Origin of the sequence: Phnomibacter sp., from assembly GCF_036803085.1 — a bacterium.
GTDB lineage: Bacteria > Bacteroidota > Bacteroidia > Chitinophagales > Chitinophagaceae > Phnomibacter.
Map to the genome: position 1 here is coordinate 1 of NZ_DAIRUZ010000001.1, position 25,126 is coordinate 25,126.

A 25,126-nucleotide genomic window follows, 5' to 3' on the forward strand; every position below is an offset into this window, starting at 1 on the left:
CAACACCAAGAATCCTGCAACAATCATGTGAAGGTGATTGTAGAAGATGATTGTACACCCAACAGCAATAATCACATTGGATTAATATTCCTTAAATGAATTGACTCATTTGGTATTAAAAAATGTGTGTTTTCAATATCCAGTGACTTTTACCTTTTCCACCTTTTAGTTTCTGTTACACTTTACTTAGATGTGGATGAAACATTTCTGTCTGTAATGTGCATCCACTTTTACCAATCGTCGGTACGGAAACTGGAAACAGGTAAACCTTCCGTGTTGTATAATTCTCCTACCACAAAATCTTTAAACGCATAGCGTACAGCTACCGGATTTGGAATTTCTGGTGAAGACACAACGACATTGCCTGCATTGATAACTGCTGTGGCCGGACGAAAAACCTTGTTGGGGCCTGCAATTTCGAACTGCATTAGTTTTTTGCCGTAGGGAGTCAGCCCGTTGGGTGCATGGCTGAATTTCAGCGTAATACTGTTACCATTGATGTGCATAGATTCATACGCAGGGCTTTCGGCAGCAAAGCCTTTGAGGCCGTATGTATTGGCCAGTGCCAGATAGGCCAGCCTTTTGCTGCCAGTAGCTTTGTCTGCCGGGTGAATGTTGAATTCTTCGCCTAAATCCATTAGGACCGCCATGCCACTATTAGGAATTGTTTTGAGTGCTTTGCGCTGTGCATCCCGTAGATAGGCAGAGTTGGCCGCAGTTGTATTTACAACGCCGAAATTGAAATAATTGTAGGGTGCAATCTGGCAATAGTAAAATGGAAAATCGCCTTGCTTGCTTTGTGCTCTTATTTGCTGCACAAATGCAGGAAACAGTTTTTCGTATTGCGCAGCACGTTCGTTGTTGCTTTCGCCCTGGTACCAGATAGCACCGCGAATACTGAAGCCTAAAAACGGATGCAACATTCCATTGTATAGTACAGTCGCATTTCTGTTGTTGAGCTTGTTGGTATCATTGGCAGCAGGCACAGCAATTTCAGGAAAAGCCTTTAAGCTGGCAGCATCCATAAATGCTTCTACTGGTGAGCCGCCATAGCTAATGTTGATGAGAGCCACAGGCACTTTCAGTTTTTCTTGCAGCATTTTACCAAAGAAATAGGCAGTAGCACTAAAACCGCCAACTGTTTCGGCGTTGCAAATTTTCCATGCAGATTGCTTGCTGGTATCTTGTGGCAACCGCTGTACAGCACGGGGTACGGTGTACAACCTGATTTGATCGTTGGCCGAATTGAAAATAGCATCGTTGCTGCCGAGTATGGGTTGGTCACGAAAACCTTTCATGGGCATTTCCATATTGCTTTGTCCGCTGCACAACCATACTTCGCCAATCAAAATGTTTTGCAAGGTGATGGCTTCACCATCGCTGATACTGATAGTGTATGGACCGCCAGCAACTGGTGTGGCTACAGCTGTTTTCCATTTGCCCTGTGCATCAACTGTGGTTGTGTATTTGGCTTTGTTCCATGAAGTTTGGATGATGATGCTGGCGCCGGGTTTTGCCCAACCCCAAATGGCCGCATTAGTTTGCTGTTGCAATACCATGTTGTCGGCAAAAAAATAGGGGAGTTTTACTTTGGCTATGCCGTTGATACTGGCCAACAGCATCAGCAAAAGGCTGTACAAACGAAGTGTCATTTTCATAAGGCAATTTTTCTGTGTTGTTTGTTGCCCGAATGTACTGCGCAACTGCTGAATGCAGGCTGCATGGGTTACTCAATCGTATGCGTGGAAGATTTGGCATCATTTTGTTGGATAACCGACCTTGCCCTCCTGCTTTTTTCCTAATTTTTCAGCCAATTGTTGCGGTTGCCATGAAAGACAATAAAGAAGGTTCACATAAAAATATCTGGTACGGCGTTGGCCGGCAGCGCATTGAAATTCCCCGGATTGTACTAAAGGGCAAAGTGCAAAACAATCCAGTGCATAGCCAATTGCACATTTGTTCTATTGGTCATTATCCCAAAGCCAAGGGCCACTATACCTATCGTAAAAAAGGGCTTCCTGAAAACTTCTTGTTTTATTGTGTAGATGGCCATGGCTGGTACCAGTTGGGCAAGCAACGCTTCGAAGTAGGCCCCAACGAATTTTTCATTTTGCCTCAACATGCAGAGCATGCTTATGGAAGCGATGAAGAACATCCATGGACTATTTACTGGGTTCATTTTAGTGGCGAAGCCTTGCCCGAAATGAACAGCATGCAATCGGTGCAGCGCTGTTTTAAACCACAGCATGTTCGCAACAGCGGCGAAATTTTACCGTTGTTTTCGAAAATGTACAAGACGCTGGAGCTGGGTTATAGTAGTGATAACCTGCTGTTCGCCAATCTTTGTTTGTCGCAGTTTTTGAGCTTGTTTTTGTACAACGATCGGCACTACGAAGCCACATCAAAAGAAAGTCTTGATTGTGTAGACAGCGCCATTTTGTTTATGCAAGAGCACATCAACGATAATCTATCGCTTATTGATTTAAGCAAACGTTACAACTATTCGGTGTCACGTTTTTCCAGCCTCTTCAGGCAAAAAACAGGGTATGCTCCCATCGATTATTTTTTGCAAATGAAAATGCAGAAAGCCTGCCAGCAGCTCGATTTTAGTGACAGGGCCATTAAGGACATTGCTTTCAGCATGGGCTTCGATGATCCGTATTATTTTTCGAAACGCTTTCGCAAAATCATTGGCATGTCGCCCAAAAAATACCGCACTGTTCGAACCAGTGTTACCAAAAGCGAATAGCCGTCTTTGTTGCAGTAGCTCAGCCGTAGTTGTACACAGTTTGAATAACTCCGTTTCATTCCCGTTGCAGAAATGGGTATCGTTGCAATTGTTTAATAGTGTACGGCATGCGCATTGTTACCATACTTCTTTTTGCAGGGCTTAGTTGTGCCATGGCACAAGCACAAGAGCACAACCTGAGTGCCAAATACATTGCACCATCCGATCAGTTGGTAGCAGCCAAGCTGGCACAATGGAAGCAGCTTAAATTTGGCCTGCTCATGCATTGGGGTACCTATAGCCAATGGGGCATTGTAGAAAGCTGGAGCCTGTGCCCCGAAGATGAAAACTGGTGCATACGCCGCGGCCCTTTTGCCAACGATTGGTTCGCTTACAAAAAAGCATACGAAGGTTTGCAGCAACAGTTCAATCCTGTGCTGTTTAATCCAGATAAGTGGGCCGATGCAGCCGCAACAGCCGGTATGAAATACATGGTGTTTACCACCAAGCACCACGATGGTTTTTGCATGTTCGATAGTAAATACACCGACTATCGCATTACACATTCTTCTTCGCCATTCAGTACACATCCTAAAGCCAATGTGGCCAAAGAAGTGTTTGATGCGTTTCGCAAAAAAGGGTTCATGATTGGGGCGTATTTCAGCAAGCCCGATTGGCACACACCCGATTATTGGTGGCGTTATTTTCCACCCAAAGACCGCAATGTGAGTTACAATCCGGCAAAATATCCGGAGCGGTGGAATGCTTACAAAACATTTACACACAATCAAATGCTGGAGCTGGCCACTGGCTATGGACCGTTAGATATTTTTTGGCTCGATGGTGGCTGGGTTCGTCCCAAGCACAGCATCGATACTGCGGTGGAGTGGCAGCGTACCATTGCCTACGATCAGGACATTGATATGCAGGCTATTGCGGCCAAAGTGCGGCAGCATCAGCCGGGTATGTTGTTTGTAGACAGAACCGTGCCGGGCGAATATGAAAACTACGCTACCCCCGAGCAGAGTGTGCCCAATCAATACTTGCCCTACCCATGGGAGAGTTGCATGACACTGGGCAATTCATGGAGTCATGTGCCCAATGATGAATACAAGCCGGCGAGAAAAGTGATTCATCTACTCACCAGCATTGTGAGCAGAAATGGCAGCCTGCTGCTAAACGTAGGCCCACGGCCCGATGGCGAATGGGACAGTACTGCCTACCAGCGCCTGCAACAAATTGGGAGTTGGATGCAACAAAACGGTTCGGCTATTTATGCTGCCGAAGCTGATCCACAATTGCCGTCTGCAGGTCCATGGGTATTCACCAAAAAAACGAATGAAGTATTTGCCATTTATCAGGTGCCGGAAAATGAAACAGCAATGCCCGCCACTGTGCTCATTCCGTACACACCCAAGCGTACAGTAACTGCCGTACAGTTGTTGGGAAGTACAAAGAAACTCTCGTTTACGGTAATTGAAAAAGGCATTGTGGTCAACATTCCAAAGTCTTTGGTTGCAGCACCACCCAATGCATGGGCTTGGGTATTTCAAATAGTTGCGCCATAATGTATTGATGATGAAAAAACTGATGTGGATATTGCTGTTTGCAAGCAGCTCTCTGGCTGTGTTGGCGCAGCCTTATAAAAATGCGCAGTTACCAGTAGAGCAGCGGGTGGCCGATTTGCTCAGCCGCATGACACCCGAGGAAAAGTTTTGGCAGCTCTTCATGATACCCGGCGAAGTAAAGCCCGGCGAAGAGCAGCAATACAAGCACGGTATATTTGGTTTTCAGGTGAGTGCCAGTGGCCAAACGGCGAATGCTGCAGGGCAAATGCTCCAATACAATGCTACCGAAAATGCCCGTGAGCTGGCATTGAAAATTAACCGCCAACAACAGTATTTTATCACCCATAGCAGGCTGGGCATTCCCATCATTCCATTTGATGAAGCCCTGCATGGTTTGGTGAGAGCTGGTGCAACTGCATTTCCGCAAAGCATTGGTTTGGCTGCCACCTGGGATACAGCTTTGATGCGTTCTGTGGCCAGTGCCATTGGCAAAGAAGCAAAGGCAAGAGGCATTCGGCAAGTGTTGTCACCAGTTATCAATCTGGCCAACGATGTACGCTGGGGCAGGGTAGAAGAAACCTACGGTGAAGACCCTTGGCTGAGTGCACAAATGGGCATTGCGTTCATGCAGCCCATTGAGCAAATGGGTGTGGTAACAACCCCCAAGCATTTACTCGCCAATGTAGGCGATGGCGGCCGCGATAGTTATCCCATTTACTGGAGTGAATGGTTTTTGCGCCAAACACATTTGTTGCCTTTTCAGGAAGCATTTGCACTGGCTGGCACCCGCAGTGTGATGACTTCGTACAACAGTGTAAATGGACAGCCAGCTACAGCCAACAACTGGATATTGAACCAATGGTTGAAGCAAGAACAAGGGTTCAAAGGCTTTGTGATTTCGGATGCTTCAGCCGTGGGTGGTGCCAACGTGCTGCATATGACCGGAAAAGATTATCCGCAGAGCAGTGCTCTGTCGATACAGAACGGATTGGATGTTATTTTTCAAACCGATTATGCACATCACAAATTGTTTATGCCGCCTTTTCTCGATGGCAGTATTGATACAGCCATCATCAACGCGGCAGTACGGCGGGTGTTGCGTATCAAGTTTGAGCTGGGTTTGTTTGAACATCCCTATGTAGATGAAAATGTAATAGCCAATAGCATCAATATTGCCCGGCATAAATCCATAGCCCGTGAAGCGGCTGCTAAAAGTTTTGTGTTGCTCAAAAATGACGGCATGCTGCCGTTGCAAAAAGTACAACGACTCGCAGTAATTGGCGAAGATGCCGTTGCTGCAAGGCTTGGCGGATACAGCGGCCCGGGCAATGGCAAGGTGAGTATTCTTGATGGTTTGCAAACTGCATTAAAAGGCCAATCGACGGTTCGGTTTGTGCCGGGTTATTCCAGGGCATTGAAAGAATGGAACGTAGTGCCTGCTTCAGTTTTATCGCATCTGAAAGATGGGAAAAAAGCAGCGGGTTTGCAGGCATCGTATTATAACAATATGGAGCTGAGTGGCAAACCTGTGTTAGAAAGAACAGATGCGCAGGTCGACTTTCATTGGACTTTGTATGCACCGGATGCTGCGCTACAAAGAGATTTCTTCGCAGTCCGCTGGACAGGTGAGATCACCTCAGATGTGACTGACAGCATCGCCATTGGCCTTGATGGCAACGATGGGTATCGATTGTATTTGAATGATGTGCTGCATGTAGATGCCTGGGAGAAAAGCAGCTATCATACTTTGTTGAAACCTTATGCTTTTGCTGCAGGTAAATCGGTACGTGTTCGCATTGAGTTTAAAGAACCAGTGGGCAATGCCCACATTCGTTTAGTGTGGAATAAAGATGTTTTGAATCATTGGCAGCAATTGCAGCAGGAAGCCTTGCTACTGGCGCAAAGCAGCGATGCAGTTGTGGTAGTTGCGGGTATTCATGAAGGAGAATTTCAAGACCGTGCTTACCTCAGCCTCGATTGCCATCAGGAAGAATTGATAGAAGCATTGGCAGCCACCGGCAAACCTGTAACCGTATTGTTGGTAGGAGGCAGTGCCATTACCATGCAGCGTTGGTTGCATAAAGTGAAATCCGTGATGATGCTGTGGTATCCCGGCGAAGAAGGCGGCCATGCAGTGGCAGATGTATTGTTGGGCAAACGCAATCCTGCTGGCCGGTTGCCCATAACTTTTCCTGTGCATGAGTCGCAATTGCCGCTGAGCTATTGGCACCTGCCCACCGGTCGCGGCGATGATTATCACAACCTCAGTGGAGAACCCTTGTTTCCGTTTGGCTTTGGCTTGAGTTATACGACTTTTACATACAGCAATCTGCGGCTTTCTTCTCCCAGCATAAGAGCGGGAGCATCTGTTGAGCTGAGTGTTGATATAACCAACTCCGGCAACATGAATGGCGATGAAGTGGTGCAGTTGTATATCCGCGACGAGTTGGCTTCGTTGGCACGGCCGGTGATGGAGCTGAAAGGATTTCAACGCATTGCATTGCGCAAAGGCGAAAGCAAAACGGTTAGCTTTACCATTACGCCGGCCATGCTGAGCATGATAAACCTCGATGGAAAAGCGGTGTTGGAGCCCGGCGATTTTCGCATCATGATCGGCGCTTCTTCTAAAGACCTGCGGTTGAAAACAAACGTAAGGGGCCTGTAGATTTTATGGTGTGGTAAAATTACGTTAGAGCTATCCACCAGCATTTTTCGAGAATGCAATAAAAAAAGACCATGCAAGTAATGCATGGTCTTTTTTTATTGTTCTAACAATTTCGATTAATAGTAATCTTTCATAACTACAAGGGCGTGAATAAGACCCGGCAGCCAGAAGAGGAATGTCAGAATCAGGTTAATCCACCAATTGTTGCCACTCCAGTTGTCCATAATGCCCATGGCTAACCAGCCAAATCCAAAGATGGCAAGTACAATATACAAGCCTTTGGGAATGCTGCTATTGCCTGCTTTTTTAAGTTGCTTTTTTACCATGGCTTGAGCAGCTTTCAGTTGAATCTTTTCTTTCAATGAAAGCTTTTGACCAGTGAGCTTTTGATACTCGTCAGGGGTGAGTTTGATAAATCCTTCGAGGTTGCCGGCGAATTGCTGTGCAATGTTTTCATTTACAAACAACTCACTTTTGTAAGTTGGAGCCGTGCTCACATAAGGTGTAAATGCAGCCTGGGTGGTGCTTACAATCAGCAGCATGGCTGCCATCAACAGGGGTAATGCTTTTCTCATGGGGTATGTATTTGTGTTAAGTGAAAAACAAATCTAATTAATCAGCAGTGGAATGTGAAAACCATTCATCAAAACTTTTTTCTACAGGGGGCTTCTGCCAAAATCATCTTGAAGTCGAATGATATCATCTTCGTCGCTGGGTTGCTCCGGATCAGTATGTTGCCATATTTCTGCCACTACACCATAATTTTCTGGAGCACCAATAAGGCGATGGCGTGTACCCTTGCTCAGCACAATGATATTGCCATCCTCATAAAACTGGCCGGGCGTTTCTTCATCTGTTTCGCTGATGGCCACTTTAATGGGTCCGCTTACCACCCGCCATATTTCTGCACGGCGAAAATGGTATTGCCAGCTCAGCCTTTTATTTGGTGCCACTACCAAAAACTTCGGACTAAGTTTTTCGCCAATCATCAGTTCTTCCTTGGTGTAGCCAGGAAAATAAGTTTCTATAAACAGGTCTGCCTGCGTTTCGTCAATGACGAAAAAGCCCCCCCATGGTCTGTCAAAATCTTTGTCGGCAATCCGAAAGCCTGCAGTTGACAACTGCTTTTCTACGGCTCTAAAAACTTCAGAACGGTTGTTCATAGGTATTAAAATGAGTGACAAAGAAAAAGGAATTGTAATTACAAAGCTCTGATTTTGGTTTCTTTTGATGGATGCTGTAGGTTTGGAATAAACCACATTATGTTGCATCCCGATCAAATCCATCCCAAAACCATTCGGCAAATATTGCTGTTGCTGATTGTAGTGGGCCTTGGGTATTTGTTGTATGCGCAAATGAGTTTTATGCTTGGCGCTTTTTTGGGTGCACTGGCTTTGTACATGCTCATGCGGATGCCATTATTTTTTCTGGTGTACCACAAAAAATGGCCGGTAACCCTGGTGGCGGTACTCATGATGGTTTTATCGTTAGTGGTTATTGTGTTGCCGTTGGCTTGGGTAGTAAATGTACTGATAGATGCTCTGAAGCCATTGCTGCAAGACACCAGCAAGCTAGAGGCTGCCGTTCAAAGCATTGATCAGTTTTTACATGACAAATACAGCCTGGATATTTTAAGCACAGATGCCGTAAAAAAAATACCTGGTTATGTAGCTAATTGGGGTGGATCAATGATTGCTGCCACGCTGAATGCCATTACCAATTTATTCATTATGTATTTTCTGCTGTATTTCATGCTGGTAAAAAATGGGGAAATGGAACGCTGGCTGCGCAATAATTTACCTATGAAACACACCAACACTTCGAGGTTACTTTCAGAAGTGCGGGAAGTAGTGGTAAGCAATACAGTGGGTATACCTGTATTGGGTGCAGTACAAGGTGTGGTGGCCATGATTGGCTACTACATGTTTGATATAGATAAGCCAATGCTTTGGGGAGTGATTACTGGTATAGCGTCAGTGATTCCTTTTGTAGGTACTATGGCTGCATGGGTGCCGCTTACTATTCTCACTTTTGCCAATGGCGATACCACAAATGGTTACTGGCTCACCTTTTGGGGCCTCATTGTAATTGGCGGTAGCGATAATGTATTTCGATTTGTGTTGCAGAAATACATGGCCGATATTCATCCAATCATCACAGTGTTTGGTGTAATTATTGGGTTGAATATGTTTGGATTTCTCGGCCTTATTTTCGGCCCGCTGCTCATTAGTTTATTCATTATGCTGGTGCGTATTTACTACGATGAGTTTGTGATTGCTCATGATGATGAATAACAACACAGCCGTCATAGCAGCACATGATTTTTATAAAACATATTCGCTGTGTTGCTCTGGAATTTCTACATGTTTGTAGCCTTTGCGTTTCAGCCTGTCGGCAAATTGTATTTGTACATCATATTCGCCATGTACCAAAAACAGGCGTTTAATCTGGTCGGTTTGCTGGCAAGCCAACCATTGCAGCATGTCGTCGTAATCGCCATGGGCACTCATACTGCGCATTTCACCAATTTCGGCATGCACTTCGTGTGGCAGGCCAAAAATATTTACCTCTTTAGGTTTCAGTTTCAATCTTCCACCCAACGATCTGGGTTCACAATAGCCAACCAGCAAAATGGTGTTGCGGCTGTTTTGAATGTTGTTGCTAATGTGATGCTTCACACGGCCGGCTTCTGCCATGCCGCTGGCACTAATGATTACACAGGGTTCTTTGCGATAGTTCAGCTGTTTGCTTTCTTCTGCACTGCCTATAAAATGCAGGCCTTTAAACTTAAACGGATCATGGTCTGTCTTCAATACTTCCTGCAATGATTCATTATAGTTTTCAGGATGATTTTTCACTACCAGCGTTGCCTCACTACTAAGGGGGCTATCTACATAATAATCAATGGGGGGCAGGCGTTTTTCCAATTCAAGCTGATTGAGGAAATACAATATTTCCTGCGTACGTCCAACGCTGAATGCAGGTATAATGAGCTTACCTTTTTTCTGCAAACATGTTTTTGTAATCCACTCCAGCAGTACATCTATGGAAGAATAGACATCGTTGTGCAAGCTATTGCCATACGTACTCTCCATAATGATATAATCAGCCTGCGGAAAGGTTTCTGGGCTACGCAAAATTGCATCTCTGTATCTGCCAATATCTCCGCTAAAAGTTAGGTGTTTAGTTTCACCATCTTCTTGAATTCGTAAGTGTACACAAGCACTGCCAATAATATGGCCTGCATCTGTAAACATGCACTCTACATCTTTTATAACTGTAAACCATTCCTGATACGGATGCTCGATGAGCAATGCACTGGCTGCTTTAGCATCATCTTCTGTGTACAATGGTTCAAGGGGAGGACGACCCTCTTGTTTGCGTCGTTTGTTTAAATATTTTATATCGTTGGCTTGTATGCCGGCACTGTCTTCCATGAGTAAGGTAGCCAAATCTTTGGTGGCCGGTGTACAATGGATAGACTTTAGGTAGCCCTGCTGCACCAATTTCGGGAGCAATCCACTATGATCAATGTGTGCATGACTGAGTACTACAGCATCTATATCTGTAGGTACAAATCCAAAGTTAGAATTCAGTCCAACGGTTTCTTTTCCCATACCCTGAAACATGCCGCAGTCGAGCAATACTTTGCGGCCATCATTCAGGTGTACAATGTGTTTGGAGCCAGTAACGGTGCGGGTTGCACCATGAAAACTTATTTTCATAGAATCAAAAATTCAAGCAATGAAATGATGCTACAATGTAACGGTTCTTTATGAAGATTGCGCATAAAATGCTGTCTGTACTGTAAGTTTATGCTGCAGTAGAAACACTCTGCTGACACCTGCGTCATAAAAATATTTCTATTTAGATAAGCTCATGTGCATTGGGTACTATTCGTAAAAGCTGGTGGAAATTTTTCTTGTAATTCTTTTTATCGAGCTTGTAATAAAAGGCACCCTTTTTGGAACTGCCTTTGTCTTTGTCTGTTTGTTTGAGCAGTAACCCGGTAGAGAGCATTTTGCGGGAAAAGTTGCCCTTGTCAAATTCGGTTTCGTACATATCTTCAAACAGATTTTGCAGTACCGGTAAGGTGAACTTTTGCGGCAGCAATTCAAACAACACCGGATGGCTGGCCGCTTTATAGCGTAAACGCTGGCGGGCCATTTTCACCATTTGATTGTGGTCGAAAATTAGGGAAGGGATTTCTTTCATTGAAAACCAAGCAGCCTGATAATCATCTGTCAATTGCTGTTGATATTGTTTGATATCGATGAGGGCAAAATAGGCAATGGAAATGGTACGTGCAAACGGGTCGCGGTCTGGCGCAGAAAAGCTGTGCAGCTGTTCCAGGTAAATGCCTTCCAGGCCAGTGAGTTGTTTTAGTACCCGGTTGGCAGCATCGTCGGTGCTTTCATCGGGTTGTACAAAGCCACCCATCAAACTCCACTTGCCTTTCATGGGTTCGAGGCCCCTTTTAATGAGCAGTAGTTGTAATTGCTGACCATCAAAGCCAAAAACAATACAGTCGATGGCCACATGATAAGTAGATACTTGGGGATAAGCAGGCATAAATCGTTGGTATTCTTCGTTGATAGAGCAGCTGTTGCTACAGCCATTCGTGTGTGCTAAAATAAATAATAATTGTTGTTTTGACAATTAAAAGAGAACTGTTACTTTCGAAAGGCAATCAGGCACAGCATTCCTTTGGCCGGTCATAACAATGTTTATTTAGCAAAGGTATCGGAAGGTTGTACATGATGGCGATTTTCAACCAATGCATTGCTAAGCGCCAACCACATGAAAAAAATAGTATTCACGGTTGCTGTTGCCTTTCTTTCGGGCAGCGCTGCCATTGCGCAGCATCAGGTTTTGCTGCAACCTGCCAAAGCCACCACTACCATTAGCCGCCACATTTACGGTCATTTTGCGGAGCACCTGGGCCGTTGTATTTACGATGGTATTTACGTGGGTGATACCAATAAGGTAATACCCAACACTGATGGTGTTCGCAACGACATCATTGCGGCTTTACAACAACTGAAAGTGCCCAACCTACGCTGGCCCGGCGGTTGCTTTGCCGATACCTATCATTGGAAAGATGGTGTGGGGCCCAAAGCCAATCGTCCGTCAATCGTCAACCGTTGGTGGGGAGGTGTTACTGAAGACAACAGCTTCGGTACGCATGATTTTCTCAACCTCTGCGAACGCATTGGTGCTGAGCCATACCTGGCGGGCAATGTGGGCAGTGGTACGGTGCAAGAATTGTCTGACTGGGTGCAATATGTAAGTGCCCCGGCCAATGCATCGCCCATGAGTAAATGGCGGGCACAAAACGGAAGAGAAAAACCGTGGAGTGTAAAATACTGGGGCGTTGGTAATGAAGTGTGGGGTTGTGGTGGCAATATGACACCGGAATACTATGCAAACATTTACAAGCAGTACGCCACCTTCATGAGCAGTTGGAATAATGATGATAAAATTTTCCGTGTTGCATCGGGTGCCAATGGCGATAATTACCATTGGACGGAAGTGATGATGCGGGATATTCCGCACCACATGCTGGAAGGTGTAGGCGTACATCATTATGCAGTTATTAACTGGAACAAGAAAGGCTCAGCCACACAGTTTACAGAGGCAGATTACTTCAATACAATGAAATCGGCTTTGTATATGGAAGAGCTGGTGACCAAGCATGCTGCGGTAATGGATAAATATGATCCGAAGAAAAAAGTGGCGATGCTGGTAGATGAATGGGGTGGTTGGTATGATGTAGAACCCGGCACCAATCCTGGTTTTTTGTATCAGCAAAACACCATGCGTGATGCCATGATTGCAGGCGCTACGCTCAATATTTTCAATAACCATGCAGACCGGGTACGTATGGCTAATTTGGCACAAACAGTAAACGTGTTGCAGGCGGTGATTTTAACCAAGGGTGCCAAAATGATTTTGACACCTACTTATCATGTAATGCAGATGTACAATGTGCATCAGGATGCAACACTCATACCCGTACAGGCACAAACAGCAACCAACTATACATTGGGGGCGGCGCAATTGCCTGCTATTTCCATCAGTGCATCAAAAAATAAAGCTGGTGTAACGCATATTTCATTGGTGAACATTGATGCCACTAAAAGCAACACCGTAAAATTGAATGTAGACGGCGCAACGTACAAGAAAGTAAGCGGTCAAATATTGACAGCTGCTTCACTACAAACCTTTAATGATTTTGATGCGCCGAACCGTATTCAACCTGCTGCTTTCAATGGCGCCAGGTTGATTGGAAACAATTTGGAAGTAACGATGCCGCCATTATCTGTAGTGGTGCTGGCAGTAAATGAATAATCATGCACAACAGATTAGTACAGATTGTAACCGGATTGCTTTGTTTTTTCAGTATACCACTGATGGCACAACCCATTGTTGTAAATCCGGCCATTAAAACTGCCAGTATTTCGCCCAACATGTGGGGCGTGTTTTTTGAAGACATCAACATGGGAGCCGATGGCGGTATTTATGCTGAAATGATTAAGAACCGCTCCTTCGAATTTCAGAAGCCACTCATGGGTTGGAAGCTGGACAACAAGCCATTCAGAGAGGGAGCAATTACCGTGCAGAACCGTCAACAAGCCAATACCAACAATCCACGTTTTATTCGGGTGCAGGCTACAGATGTTGCCGGTAGTGTACTAAGCATGACGAACGAGGGCTTCCGTGGCATGGCTGTAAAAAAAGATTTACGGTATGATTTCAGTTGCCTCTATCAACATGCCGATAACCAAACGGATGTACGCATGCAGCTGGAGCTGATTGATACACTTGGCAAAACACTCGGCGGTGCAATTATACAGCCTGCTGTATCTGCCGGAAAGTGGTCGAAGTTTACCGCCAGTTTTACCGCCACGGCTACAAATGCCAAAGCAAAATTCAGAATAACGTTTACAGGCAGGGGCAGTATTGATTTGGATATGATTTCGCTGTTTCCGGAAGACACCTGGAAAAAAAGACCGGGAGGCATGCGGGCTGATATGATACAGCTGCTGGCCGATATGAAGCCCGGATTTATTCGTTTTCCCGGCGGTTGTATTGTAGAAGGATTTGATTTGAACAATCGTTATCAATGGAAAAAAACGATTGGCCCCATCGAAGAACGCCAGCTCATCATGAACCGCTGGAACGTTGAGTTTGCACATCGCCCGGCACCCGATTATTTTCAAACGTTTGGGTTGGGTTTCTTCGAATATTTTCAACTGGCGGAAGACATCGGCGCTAAACCATTGCCCATTTTAAATTGTGGTATGGCCTGCCAGTTCAATTCTGCAGAATTGGTACCTATGGATCAACTCGATCCTTACATACAGGATGCATTGGATTTGGTTGAATTTGCCAATGGTGATACCAATACTGTTTGGGGTAAAAAGCGGGCCGCCATGGGGCATGCGGCGCCATTCAATCTTACAATGATTGGCATAGGTAATGAAAACTGGGGACCACAATATGTAGAACGTTTGCAGGCATTTACCAAGGCCATTCGCAGCAAGTATCCCGGTATTCAAATTATTGCCAGTTCTGGCACCGATCCTGTAGGGGAACGCTTCGATTTTCTTAATCAATCATTGCGGGCCATGCAGGTTGATTTTGTAGATGAACATTACTACCGCAAGCCGGATTGGTTTTTGAGCAATGCATCCCGCTACGATGCTTACACCAGAAACGGTTCAAAAGTATTTGCCGGTGAGTATGCGGCACACAGCGACAGCAAACAGACCGCAGAAAAAAGAAACAACTGGCAGGCAGCATTGAGTGAAGCGGCTTTTCTGACTGGCTTAGAACGCAATGCTGATGTAGTGCAAATGGCTTCGTATGCACCGCTGTTTGCACACGTGGAAGGCTGGCAATGGAACCCTGATTTGATTTGGGTAAACAACCAGCAAGTGATTGGCAGTGCCAGCTATCAGGTGCAAAAAATGTATGCACTCAACAAGGGCACACATGCTGTGACCATCAGTCGCAATGGCGCAGTAATGGCTGGTAAAGACAGCTTGTATGCCAGCGCTGTAATTGACGCCAATACACAAGTGCTTCTGATAAAAATTGCAAATGTGTCGGCAACAACTCAAACGCTGCCCATAGACATTGCCGGTGTAAAAATGCAGGGAAAAATGGTGCAGCAAACATTGTTGCAGCATCCCGATTTGATGGCGGCCAACAGTTTTGATCAGCCGGATAACATTGTGCCTGTGCAGACTACCGTTTTGTGCAAGAGCAAAACATTTACCTACGAAGCGAAACCTTATTCTTTTGTATTGCTGCGCATTGCGCTAAAAAAATAATTACACATCTCCCTACTGAAAACGAAACATGCTATGAAAAAAATCTCCTGGATGCTTGGCCTCGTGTTGATGTTGGCCGCTTGCCAATCTGCTACTGAGCCTACTACAGAAACCACAACCAGCAAGGCTGTTAGCAGCATCAATTGGGGTACTGTAGATGGCAAAGAAGTGAAGCTGTACACGCTTACTAATAAAAATGGGGTAGAGGTAAAAATTACCAATTACGGCGGCATTGTTACATCATGGATTACTGCCGATAAAAAGGGCAACAAAAGCAATGTGGTGCTCGGTTTTGATAGCCTCAGTGGTTATCTGGCAAAGCCTCCTTACTTCGGTGCCATCATTGGCCGCTATGGCAATCGGATTGGCAATGCCACTTTCAAAATTGATACTGCCACTTATCAACTGGCTGCCAACGATGGCAAGCAACACCTGCATGGTGGCAACAAGGGATATGATAAAGTAGTGTGGGATGCACAGCCTTCGGATAGTACAGCATCACTAACCCTTACGTATTTGAGTAAAGATGGTGAAGAAGGTTATCCCGGCAACTTGTCTATCACCGTGGTGTACACCTTAACCGATACTGACGAACTGCTGATGGAATACAGTGCAGAGACCGACAAAACAACACCGGTGAATTTGACGAATCACAGCTACTTCAACCTTACCGGTGATGTAGCCAATACCATACTTAGCCATCAGTTGCAGGTGCATGCAAATAAGTACACACCTGTTGAAGCAGGCCTTATTCCCACTGGCGAATTGAAGGCGGTGAAAGATGGTCCGTTTGATTTTTTGCAACCCCACCAGATTGGCGAACGCATTGCACAAGTACCCGGTGGTTATGATCACAACTTTGTGCTGAACCGCACCAGTGCAGACTTGGAACTGGTAGCTACTTTGAGCGACAGCATCAGCGGCCGCAAATTGGAAGTGTACACCACTGAACCCGGTTTGCAATTTTACAGTGGTAATTTTTTGGATGGTAGTGTTAAAACCAGCAGTGGACAGCCGATTCAACAACATGCGGCGCTTTGTCTGGAAACACAGCATTTTCCCGATTCACCCAACAAGCCTGCTTTTCCTTCAACACTCTTGAAGCCGGGCGAAAAATACCACACAGTAACGAAGTATAAAATTACGCTGCAATAGTAGTGCCGATAAAATGACCAACATGTATAGCGAAGTGTCGTATGTGATAGGCGTTGATTATGGTTCAGATTCTGTTCGAACCATCATCGTAAATGCAAAGACCGGTGAAGAACTGGCGGCCGATGTTTTTTATTATCCAAGATGGCAAAAGCAATTGTACTGCAACATGCAGGCAAACCAGTTTCGCCAGCATCCGTTGGATTATGTAGAAGGCTTGGAAACGACCATTAAAAATTGCGTAGCAAAAGTTGGTGCATCAGTAGCGGCCAACATCAAAGCATTGTCGGTTGATACCACCGGTTCTACACCAGTGGGTACTGATAAGCATGGTACACCTCTGGCTATGTTGCCGGGTTTTGAAGAAAATCCCAACGCCATGTTTGTACTGTGGAAAGACCACACTGGTGTAGGTGAAGCTGCGGAAATAAATGCTCATGCCGAAAAATTTGAAACCAATTACCTGCAGTTTGTGGGCGGTATTTATTCCAGCGAATGGTTTTGGGCCAAGCTCTTACATGTACTTCGTGCAGATGAAGCCGTTCGCAACAATATTTACTCATTTGTAGAGCATTGCGATTGGATTCCTTTCTTGCTTACAGGTGGCAATGACGTGCATCAAATGAAACGCAGCGTGTGTGCTGCAGGCCATAAAATTTTGTGGGCGAAAGAATGGGATGGTTTACCCCCCAATGAATTTTTTGCTACACTCGATCCTGTATTGGACGGTATCACTACAAGGTTGTTCAAAGACACATACGCCTCCAACGAAGCAGCAGGCATCATTAGTAAAGAATGGGCACAACGATTGGGCTTACCCGAAACAGTGGTAATAGGTGTAGGCGCTTACGATGCTCATATGGGTGCTGTTGGCGGACAAATTGAACCGTATCACCTGAGCAAGGTAATGGGTACCTCTACCTGCGATATGATGGTAGCGCCAGCCAATGAAGTAGCCGGTAAATTGGTGAAAGGCATTTGCGGGCAAGTACCCGGTTCTGTTATACCCGGCATGATTGGTTTGGAGGCTGGTCAGTCTGCATTTGGCGATGCGTATGCATGGTTCAAAAGATTGATTAGCTGGCCGCTGCAAACATTGTTGGCCAACTCCAATTTGCTGGATGAAGCTACCAAACAACAACTCATACAGGAAACGGAAAATGCCATTATACCTGCGCTGAGCAAAGCCGCTGAAAAAATAGAAGTGACTGTGCACAGTGAGTTGGCAGTAGACTGGTTCAACGGACGCAGAACGCCTGATGCCAACCAGTTGCTCACTGCTTCTATAACGGGCCTGGATTTAGGTAGCGATGCAGTACACCTGTTTCGGGCAGTAGTTGAGTCTACCTGCTTTGGTGCCAAAGCCATTGTAGAACGTTTTCAGGAGCAAGGCATTCCCGTAAAAGGGTTGATTGGTTTAGGTGGTGTGGCTCGTAAATCGCCGTTCGTTATGCAAATGATGGCCGACGTAATGAACATGCCCATCCGCATTCACCGTTCCGAACAAACCTGTGCATTGGGGGCTGCCATGTTTGCCGCTACAGCGGCTGGTATTTATAACAAAGTGGAAGATGCTATGCAGGCTATGGGGCAAGGTTTTGATACGGTGTACGAACCTGATGCAGCAAAAGTGGCACTGTATCAGCAACGCTACGAACAGTATAAAAAAGTAGGTGCGTTTATGGAGGCGCAGGTTATACATTAATTAATTCAACATCCTGCACTTGACACAACAGTGAGTGGACTCGGTGCCTTCTTTGTGTCTTGATGGTAAATGATTTTTCAATGAGTAAGTATCAACACATACAACAAGAGGCTTATGAAGCCAACATGCAGTTGCCCAAGCTGGGGCTGGTGCTGTTTACCTTCGGTAATGTGAGTGCTGCCGATCGCAGCCTTGGTGTGTTCGCCATAAAACCCAGTGGTGTAGCCTATGAAGATTTGACACCCGGCAAAATGGTGATCGTCGATTTTGAAGGTAAAACGGTGGAAGGCGATTTGCGCCCTTCTTCTGATACATTGACCCATGCTGTGTTGTACAAGCATTGGGAAAAAATTGGCGGCATTGTGCATACGCATTCTACCTATGCTACATCGTGGGCACAGTCGCAGCGGGATATTCCCATTTTTGGTACCACGCATGCCGATTACAACACTGTCGATATCCCATGTGCACCACCTATGAGTGATGAAATGATTCAAGGCAATTATGAACATGAAACCGGTTTTCAAATCATGAATTGCTTTGCTGCCAAAGGCCTTAGCTACGAAGAAGTAGAAATGGTATTGGTGGGCAATCATGCACCATTTACCTGGGGTAAAAATGCTGCGAAAGCCGTGCACAATAGTGCTGTACTGGAGCAGGTGGCACAAATGGCATTGCTCACCGAACAAATCAATCCGAAAGCGCCGCGGTTAAAAGATGCGTTGATTCGGAAACACTATGAACGCAAGCACGGACCAGATAGTTACTACGGTCAGTAATCAATAGCATTAGTAAAACTGAATGTATGCGTGTTAAACAGATTCATCGTCGTTGGCAGCTCAGCTTCTTATGTGTAGTTATGAGTGTGACGACTTTTGCGCAGCAGCGGGATTATCCTTACACTGCTGTTCCGTTTACACAAATACAGCTGAGTGATCAGTTTTGGTTGCCCCGAATCAAAGTCAATCATACCGTTACCATTCCGGCTTCTTTTGAACGATGTGAAAGCACGGGCCGTGTTCGCAACTTCGAAATGGCCGCGGCACAATCGGGTAAGTTTTGCACTACGTTTCCGTTTGATGATACAGACATTTACAAAACCATTGAAGGCGCTTCTTTTTCGCTGAGTTTGTTTCCGGATAAACAACTGGAAGCTTACATTGATACGCTGATTGACAAAGTGAGTAAGGCGCAGGAAGCGGATGGGTATTTGTACACGGCCCGCACCATCAATCCGGCACAACCGCATGCCTGGGCTGGCCCCAACCGTTGGGAAAAAGAAAGAGAGCTCAGCCATGAGTTGTACAACAGCGGTCATTTGTATGAAGCTGCAGCAGCTCATTTTGCAGCTACAGGCAAAAAAAATTTGCTCAACATTGCGTTGAAAAATGCGGACCTCGTTTGCCATGTTTTTGGTAAGGACAAACTGCATGTTGCTCCCGGCCATCAGGTAGTGGAAATGGGATTGGTGAAACTCTATCGCATTACGGGCAACAAAGCGTATTTAGAAACGGCCCGCTTTTTTATTGAAGAAAGAGGCCACTACAAAGGCTACGATGCAAAGAGCAACGACCCTTGGCGCAATGGTGCGTACTGGCAAGATCATTTGCCTGTAACACAGCAGCGTGAAGCCATAGGCCATGCCGTACGAGCCGGTTATTTATACGCCGCCGTAGCCGATGTTGCTGCACTCACCGGCGATAGTTTGTTGCTACATGCAGTAGACAGCATCTGGCAAAATTTGGTGAGTAAGAAATTGTATGTGCAAGGTGGTGCAGGAGCAGTGTCGAGTGGCGAACGCTACGGCAACAATTATGAACTGCCCAATGGCACGGCTTACAACGAAACCTGTGCCGCCATTGCCAACGTGTATTGGAACCAACGCATGTTTCAATTGCATGGCGATGCTAAGTACATGGATGTGCTGGAAAAAATTCTGTACAACGGTTTAATCTCGGGCGTTGGTCTCGATGGTAAATCTTTTTTCTACACCAATGCCATGCAGGTGACCAACAACTTTAATCACTCAGCACTGGAAAGAGAACGTGCAGGTTGGTTTGAATGCAGTTGCTGCCCTACCAATATGACCCGTTTGCTGCCTTCAGTGCCGGGATATATGTATGCACAACGTGGCAGTGATGTGTATGTCAATTTGTTCATCAACAGCATGGCTTCACTCAGCATCAATACAAAGCAGGTGAGCATTGAGCAAAAAAACAATTACCCCTGGGATGGCGATTTACAATTTGTGATTACGCCGGCTAAAGGGGAACTCAATTTTGCTTTGAAAATGCGCATCCCCGGCTGGGCACAGCAAGTAGCCATTCCATCCGATTTATATCGTTTTGTACCCGCCAATGCAGCGCCGGTGCAGCTTTTTGTAAATGGTACTGCGGTGCCACTGAGCTTGGAGAAAGGATATGCTGTGTTGCAACGCAACTGGAAAAAGGGTGATGTAGTTACCTTGAAATTACCCATGGATGTACAGCGGGTAGCCGCTAATAATAAGCTTACCGAAAATGCGGGGAAGGTAGCCTTGCAACGTGGTCCTTTGATGTACTGCGCCGAATGGGCAGATAACAATGGTCGTGCTGCCAATTTGATATTGCCGGCACAAGCATCGTTTACCAGTAGCTGGGAGCCAGCCATGCTCAATGGTGTAATGCTGTTGAAAAGTACAGCGAATGCCTTACAGATAAACGGCAGCAATGTGCAGACCGTTACGCAACCTTTTGTAGCCATTCCTTACTATGCCTGGGCCAACAGGGGCAAAGGCGAAATGATGTTGTGGCTGCCCGAGCAAATTGCCGATGTACAAATTATTACACAACAAACTTTGGCGAACAGCCAACCAAAATAAGTCGTTCACTTTTTTATTCCTTCAACTATGACAGATTTAAAACAATTAGAAGTTTGGTTCTTAACAGGAAGCCAGGATTTATATGGCGAGCAAACCCTGCGTCAGGTAGCTGCCCACTCGCAGGAAATTGCCGCTTCGCTGCATGCCGCAGATATACCTGTGAGTGTGGTGTTTAAACCAACTGTAAAATCACCAGAAGAGATTTATGCCATTTGCGCCGAAGCGAATGCTTCGTCGAAGTGTATCGGTCTCATTGCATGGATGCATACTTTTTCACCGGCAAAAATGTGGATACGTGGCCTGAAGATTTTGCACAAGCCACTCCTGCATTTGCATACCCAATTCAACCGCGATATTCCGTGGGGTGAAATTGATATGGACTTTATGAACCTGAACCAGAGTGCACACGGCGACCGTGAATTTGGTTTTATCATGAGCCGTATGCGCCTGAATCGTAAAGTAGTGGTAGGCCATTGGCAAGACTCGGTGGTGATTGCTAAAATCAATGCGTGGACAAGAGCTGCTGCGGGTTGGAACGATTGGCAGGGTGCCCGTTTTGTTCGCTTTGGCGACAACATGCGGTATGTGGCCGTAACAGATGGCGACAAAGTGGAAGCAGAAATGCAGTTTGGTTTTAGTGTCAACACTCACGGCATTGGCGACCTCGTAAAAGTAATTGATGCAGTAAGCGATGCTGATGTAGATAAACTAGTGCGGGAATATTTTGACACTTACACGGTAACGGCCAGCCTCAAAAAAGAGGGGACACAATATGCATCGTTGCGTGATGCGGCCCGTATCGAATTGGGCCTCGAATACTTTTTGAAAGATGGTAATTACAAAGGCTATAGTGATACGTTTGAAGATTTGCATGGCATGAAACAATTGCCAGGTATAGCTTCACAACGCATGATGGGTAAGGGGTACGGTTTTGCCGGCGAAGGCGATTGGAAAACTGCAGCTCTTGTACGGGCCATGAAAGTGATGGGCCGGGGCATGCCCGGTGGCAATAGTTTTATGGAAGATTATACCTATCATTTTGACCCGGCCAATCCGTTGGTACTGGGCTCACATATGCTGGAAATTTGTGAGAGCATTGCCAGCCATACACCCAATGTAGAAATTCATCCGTTGGGTATTGGAGGAAAAGAAGATCCTGTTCGCCTGGTATTTAATAGTGCAGCTGGCCCGGCTATCAATGCATCGGTTGTAGACATGGGCAATCGTTTCCGTTTGTTGGTAAATGAAGTGGAAGCCATTGACCCGATTGCAGAACTGCCTAAGTTGCCTGTGGCCCGTGTGTTGTGGAAGCCTTATCCCAACATGCACGATGGCTGTGCTGCCTGGATATTGGCAGGCGGTGCACACCACACCTGCTACAGTCAAAACCTCACGGCTGAGCACATGGAAGACTTTGCAGACATTGCCGGCATTGAGTATGTACGCATTGGTAAAAACACCGATCTCTATCAGTTGAAAAACGAACTGCGCTGGAGCGAAGTGTATTACAAATAACCCCTTTAAAAGAACCATCTGTGCAAGGTATTTTCCCTAACATTGGTGGTTCACTTTTTTCTCACTTTCCTTTACAACGATTATGAATAACAAATTAGTGATGACTGACTTCATAGTGTTCGGCATCTACTTCGTGTTGCTGGCTGCCTATGGATACATGATTTATCGCAAGAAGAAAAAACAAGAAACTTCTGCTACGCATGATTTCTTTCTGGCAGAAGGTTCGCTTACCTGGTGGGCCATTGGTGCTTCACTCATTGCCTCCAATATTTCTGCGGAGCAATTTATTGGCATGAGTGGTGATGGCTTTTTTGTAGGTACAGCGGTGGCTGCCTACGAATGGATAGCCGCTATTGCCCTTATCATCATTGCAGTTTGGTTTATGCCGGTATATCTCAAAAACAAGATTTACACCATGCCGCAGTTTTTGAAAACACGGTACAATGAATCTGTGGCGCTGATTATGGCGGTATTTTGGTTGTTCTTGTATGTGTTTGTCAATCTTACATCCATCTTGTATCTCGGTGCAGTGGCCATCAATGGATTGGCGGGTGGTGAGTACTTGCATTTCATCATGATTGCACTGGCTGTAATGGGCCTCATCATTACGCTTGGTGGCATGAAGGTGATTGGCTTTACCGATGTGTTGCAGGTAGGTGTTCTTATTCTGGGTGGTTTGGCTACTACTTATCTGGCACTTACCAAAGTGAGTGAATCATTTGGTTTGGGTCATGATGCCATTGCCGGTTTGAAAATGTTGTTCAAAGATTCTCCCGATCACTTCAAGATGATTTTGTCGAAGCCAGATTCCGGCACCGTATCTGCGGCACTTGCCGGCGATGCTGCTTCACAAAACTATATCAACAAATACCTGCTGCTGCCCGGCATCACCATGTACTTTGCCGGACAGTGGATTGTAAACCTCAATTACTGGGGTTGTAACCAGTACATTACCCAACGTGCTTTGGGCGCAGATTTAAAAACTGCCCGTACGGGTATTTTGTTTGCCGCCTTCCTCAAACTGATGATGCCCATCATCGTGATGTTGCCCGGTATTGCAGCGTATGTGTTGCATCGCAATGGCGGCCTCGAAGGTTTTAATGGTGTAAAAGACACCGCCTATTCTTCTGTGCTGGCCTTTTTGCCCGAAGGGCTGAAAGGCTTGTCTGTAGCGGCTTTAACCGCTGCCATCGTTGCCTCATTGGCGGGTAAGCTCAACAGCATTTCTACCATCTTCACGTTGGATGTGTACAAGAAATACCTGAACAAAGAAGCGGATGAAAACAAACAGGTTTGGGTTGGCCGATTAACGGTATTGGTAGCTATGATATTGGCCATTGCCTTTACCTGGAAAGACCTGTTGGGCATTGGTGGCGAAGGTGGTTTTACTTTCATTCAGAAATATACCGGCTTCATTAGTCCGGGTGTATTTGCCATGTTTATTTTGGGTATGTTCTGGAAGCGTACTACGGGTACTGCAGCCGTGGCCGGTTTGCTTACCGGTTTCTTGCTGGCAATATTCTTCAACAGCTATGCCATCAATATTTTTGGTACAGAAACCTTGCTGTACACCGCTTTCCCGAATGGTAAAGGGGCTTATGAAATTCCGTTCCAAATCAACATGGGCTGGTCGTTCTTCTTTACCATGCTGGTGATGATTGTACTGAGCCTGGTAGGCAAAGGTGGCGAACAAAAAGCCTTTGTACTGGATAAAGCCATGTTCAAAGTACAGCCCATTCATACAGTCATGATTGTAGCCATTTTGCTCATCATTACTGCCTTGTATGCTTATCTCTGGTAAATACGTAGATTGAATACATGCAACAACGCCTGCTGTCTTCTGATGGCAGGCGTTGTGGTTTTGTAGAGCGGTTGCATCTTGTTTTCTTTGCGCCACTATGAACGCCAGCAATACCAAAGCTTACCTGTTCGATTTGAACGGTACCATGATTGATGACATGCATTATCATATACAAGCATGGCATGAAATACTTTGTTCGCATGGCGCTGCGCTGAGCCTTGCAGAAGTAAAACTGCAGTGCTATGGCAAGAATGATGAATTGCTGGAACGTATTTTCCCCGGTCGTTTTTCAGCTGCAGAAAAAACAGCCATGAGCTATGCCAAAGAAGAAGCATATCAGGCCGCATTTAAACCGCAGCTGAAACTGCTCGATGGTTTGGGCGATTATCTGGAAGCCGCTAAAATGCAAGGAATCCGCATGGCCATTGGTTCTGCCGCTATTATGTTCAATATCGATTTTGTGTTGGACAATTTGCACATCCGGCACTACTTCGATGCATTGGTAAGTGCCGATGATGTGCAGCAAAGCAAGCCCGACCCGGAAACCTATCTCAAGTGTGCAGCGGCATTGCAGGTGGCGCCACAGCATTGTGTGGTGTACGAAGATTCGCCCAAAGGAGTGGAGAGTGCTGAAAGGGCCGGTATGTCATCTGTGGTGTTGCTTACCCTGCATGAAGTGCATGAGTTTGCACAGTTTGAAAAAGTACTGTGCCATGTGCCAGATTACAAAGGACTGGCATTGCAGTAAATACTTGACCACGAAGACTCGAAGAAGGCGCAAAGGGCACAAAGT

The 25,126-nt window shown here is 45.8% G+C and carries 18 protein-coding genes; 13 read left to right on the forward strand and 5 right to left on the reverse strand.

The features are described from left to right. Positions 1-230: 230 nt before the first annotated feature. Positions 231-1,658 carry a sialate O-acetylesterase gene (locus V7Q13_RS00005; RefSeq protein WP_333798629.1) on the reverse strand — a complete coding sequence of 476 codons (1,428 nt, stop codon included), beginning with the start codon at positions 1,656-1,658 and terminating at the stop codon, positions 231-233. 170 nt (positions 1,659-1,828) lie between these two features. On the opposite strand from V7Q13_RS00005, the gene V7Q13_RS00010 reads away from it, so the two are divergent. The 3 genes from V7Q13_RS00010 (at position 1,829) to V7Q13_RS00020 (ending at position 6,961) form a co-directional block, all read left to right on the forward strand. Further along, positions 1,829-2,749, forward strand: coding sequence for an AraC family transcriptional regulator (locus tag V7Q13_RS00010; RefSeq protein ID WP_333798630.1), 921 nt, complete (start codon positions 1,829-1,831; stop codon positions 2,747-2,749). Positions 2,750-2,856: 107 nt separating this feature from the next. Continuing rightward, a complete protein-coding gene (locus tag V7Q13_RS00015) occupies positions 2,857-4,296 on the forward strand; it encodes an alpha-L-fucosidase (RefSeq protein ID WP_333798631.1) in 1,440 nt (479 codons plus the stop codon). A 7-nt stretch (positions 4,297-4,303) separates the two neighbouring features. After that, entirely contained in the window at positions 4,304-6,961 is a 2,658-nt protein-coding gene (locus V7Q13_RS00020; RefSeq protein ID WP_333798632.1) for a glycoside hydrolase family 3 C-terminal domain-containing protein, read from the forward strand. Positions 6,962-7,077: 116 nt separating this feature from the next. Here V7Q13_RS00020 and V7Q13_RS00025 read toward each other — a convergent pair whose 3' ends face one another. Both V7Q13_RS00025 and V7Q13_RS00030 read right to left on the reverse strand, forming a co-directional pair. Further along, the gene (locus tag V7Q13_RS00025; protein WP_333798633.1) at positions 7,078-7,536 is read right to left on the reverse strand and encodes a YqaE/Pmp3 family membrane protein; all 459 of its coding nucleotides are present in this window, start codon (positions 7,534-7,536) and stop codon (positions 7,078-7,080) included. Between the two features lie 81 nt (positions 7,537-7,617). Then, the gene (locus V7Q13_RS00030) at positions 7,618-8,124 is read right to left on the reverse strand and encodes a hypothetical protein (protein ID WP_333798634.1); all 507 of its coding nucleotides are present in this window, start codon (positions 8,122-8,124) and stop codon (positions 7,618-7,620) included. 99 nt (positions 8,125-8,223) lie between these two features. Between V7Q13_RS00030 and V7Q13_RS00035 the strand changes: the two genes are divergently transcribed. Then, a complete protein-coding gene (locus tag V7Q13_RS00035; protein WP_333798635.1) occupies positions 8,224-9,255 on the forward strand; it encodes an AI-2E family transporter in 1,032 nt (343 codons plus the stop codon). A 30-nt stretch (positions 9,256-9,285) separates the two neighbouring features. On the opposite strand, the gene V7Q13_RS00040 is transcribed toward V7Q13_RS00035, so the two are convergent. Next, the gene (locus V7Q13_RS00040) at positions 9,286-10,686 is read right to left on the reverse strand and encodes an MBL fold metallo-hydrolase (protein WP_333798636.1); all 1,401 of its coding nucleotides are present in this window, start codon (positions 10,684-10,686) and stop codon (positions 9,286-9,288) included. A 142-nt stretch (positions 10,687-10,828) separates the two neighbouring features. Then, positions 10,829-11,533 (reverse strand): NUDIX hydrolase, encoded by a 705-nt coding sequence (locus tag V7Q13_RS00045; RefSeq protein ID WP_333798637.1) that lies wholly within the window; start codon positions 11,531-11,533, stop codon positions 10,829-10,831. Positions 11,534-11,761: 228 nt separating this feature from the next. On the opposite strand from V7Q13_RS00045, the gene V7Q13_RS00050 reads away from it, so the two are divergent. The 9 genes from V7Q13_RS00050 (at position 11,762) to V7Q13_RS00090 (ending at position 25,081) form a co-directional block, all read left to right on the forward strand. Then, positions 11,762-13,312, forward strand: coding sequence for an alpha-N-arabinofuranosidase (locus V7Q13_RS00050; RefSeq protein ID WP_333798638.1), 1,551 nt, complete (start codon positions 11,762-11,764; stop codon positions 13,310-13,312). A 2-nt stretch (positions 13,313-13,314) separates the two neighbouring features. Beyond that, positions 13,315-15,300, forward strand: a complete 1,986-nt coding sequence (locus V7Q13_RS00055) for an alpha-L-arabinofuranosidase C-terminal domain-containing protein (protein WP_333798639.1) — start codon at positions 13,315-13,317, stop codon at positions 15,298-15,300. A 33-nt stretch (positions 15,301-15,333) separates the two neighbouring features. Beyond that, positions 15,334-16,455 carry an aldose epimerase family protein gene (locus tag V7Q13_RS00060; RefSeq protein ID WP_333798640.1) on the forward strand — a complete coding sequence of 374 codons (1,122 nt, stop codon included), beginning with the start codon at positions 15,334-15,336 and terminating at the stop codon, positions 16,453-16,455. Between the two features lie 13 nt (positions 16,456-16,468). Beyond that, a complete protein-coding gene (locus V7Q13_RS00065) occupies positions 16,469-18,157 on the forward strand; it encodes a ribulokinase (RefSeq protein WP_333798641.1) in 1,689 nt (562 codons plus the stop codon). An 80-nt stretch (positions 18,158-18,237) separates the two neighbouring features. Next, positions 18,238-18,936 (forward strand): L-ribulose-5-phosphate 4-epimerase, encoded by a 699-nt coding sequence (locus V7Q13_RS00070; protein ID WP_157477438.1) that lies wholly within the window; start codon positions 18,238-18,240, stop codon positions 18,934-18,936. Between the two features lie 26 nt (positions 18,937-18,962). After that, positions 18,963-21,017 (forward strand): glycoside hydrolase family 127 protein, encoded by a 2,055-nt coding sequence (locus V7Q13_RS00075; RefSeq protein WP_333798642.1) that lies wholly within the window; start codon positions 18,963-18,965, stop codon positions 21,015-21,017. A gap of 27 nt (positions 21,018-21,044) precedes the next feature. Further along, complete coding sequence (gene araA, locus V7Q13_RS00080) at positions 21,045-22,532, forward strand: L-arabinose isomerase (RefSeq protein WP_333798643.1); 1,488 nt, start codon at positions 21,045-21,047, stop codon at positions 22,530-22,532. Between the two features lie 82 nt (positions 22,533-22,614). Next, positions 22,615-24,333 (forward strand): sodium:solute symporter family transporter, encoded by a 1,719-nt coding sequence (locus V7Q13_RS00085; RefSeq protein ID WP_157477442.1) that lies wholly within the window; start codon positions 22,615-22,617, stop codon positions 24,331-24,333. Between the two features lie 97 nt (positions 24,334-24,430). Further along, on the forward strand, positions 24,431-25,081 hold the full coding sequence (locus tag V7Q13_RS00090; RefSeq protein WP_333798644.1) for an HAD family hydrolase: 651 nt from the start codon (positions 24,431-24,433) through the stop codon (positions 25,079-25,081). Positions 25,082-25,126 lie beyond the last annotated feature (45 nt).

Excerpts from the sequence above, each read along its gene's own strand:
- V7Q13_RS00005 (WP_333798629.1), bottom strand. The coding sequence starts at position 1,658 with ATGAAAATGACACTTCGTTTGTACAGCCTTTTGCTGATGCTGTTGGCC.
- V7Q13_RS00010 (WP_333798630.1), top strand. The coding sequence starts at position 1,829 with ATGAAAGACAATAAAGAAGGTTCACATAAAAATATCTGGTACGGCGTT.
- V7Q13_RS00015 (WP_333798631.1), top strand. The coding sequence starts at position 2,857 with ATGCGCATTGTTACCATACTTCTTTTTGCAGGGCTTAGTTGTGCCATG.
- V7Q13_RS00020 (WP_333798632.1), top strand. The coding sequence starts at position 4,304 with ATGATGAAAAAACTGATGTGGATATTGCTGTTTGCAAGCAGCTCTCTG.
- V7Q13_RS00025 (WP_333798633.1), bottom strand. The coding sequence starts at position 7,536 with ATGAGAAAAGCATTACCCCTGTTGATGGCAGCCATGCTGCTGATTGTA.
- V7Q13_RS00030 (WP_333798634.1), bottom strand. The coding sequence starts at position 8,124 with ATGAACAACCGTTCTGAAGTTTTTAGAGCCGTAGAAAAGCAGTTGTCA.
- V7Q13_RS00035 (WP_333798635.1), top strand. The coding sequence starts at position 8,224 with ATGTTGCATCCCGATCAAATCCATCCCAAAACCATTCGGCAAATATTG.
- V7Q13_RS00040 (WP_333798636.1), bottom strand. The coding sequence starts at position 10,686 with ATGAAAATAAGTTTTCATGGTGCAACCCGCACCGTTACTGGCTCCAAA.
- V7Q13_RS00045 (WP_333798637.1), bottom strand. The coding sequence starts at position 11,533 with ATGCCTGCTTATCCCCAAGTATCTACTTATCATGTGGCCATCGACTGT.
- V7Q13_RS00050 (WP_333798638.1), top strand. The coding sequence starts at position 11,762 with ATGAAAAAAATAGTATTCACGGTTGCTGTTGCCTTTCTTTCGGGCAGC.
- V7Q13_RS00055 (WP_333798639.1), top strand. The coding sequence starts at position 13,315 with ATGCACAACAGATTAGTACAGATTGTAACCGGATTGCTTTGTTTTTTC.
- V7Q13_RS00060 (WP_333798640.1), top strand. The coding sequence starts at position 15,334 with ATGAAAAAAATCTCCTGGATGCTTGGCCTCGTGTTGATGTTGGCCGCT.
- V7Q13_RS00065 (WP_333798641.1), top strand. The coding sequence starts at position 16,469 with ATGACCAACATGTATAGCGAAGTGTCGTATGTGATAGGCGTTGATTAT.
- V7Q13_RS00070 (WP_157477438.1), top strand. The coding sequence starts at position 18,238 with ATGAGTAAGTATCAACACATACAACAAGAGGCTTATGAAGCCAACATG.
- V7Q13_RS00075 (WP_333798642.1), top strand. The coding sequence starts at position 18,963 with ATGCGTGTTAAACAGATTCATCGTCGTTGGCAGCTCAGCTTCTTATGT.
- araA (WP_333798643.1), top strand. The coding sequence starts at position 21,045 with ATGACAGATTTAAAACAATTAGAAGTTTGGTTCTTAACAGGAAGCCAG.
- V7Q13_RS00085 (WP_157477442.1), top strand. The coding sequence starts at position 22,615 with ATGAATAACAAATTAGTGATGACTGACTTCATAGTGTTCGGCATCTAC.
- V7Q13_RS00090 (WP_333798644.1), top strand. The coding sequence starts at position 24,431 with ATGAACGCCAGCAATACCAAAGCTTACCTGTTCGATTTGAACGGTACC.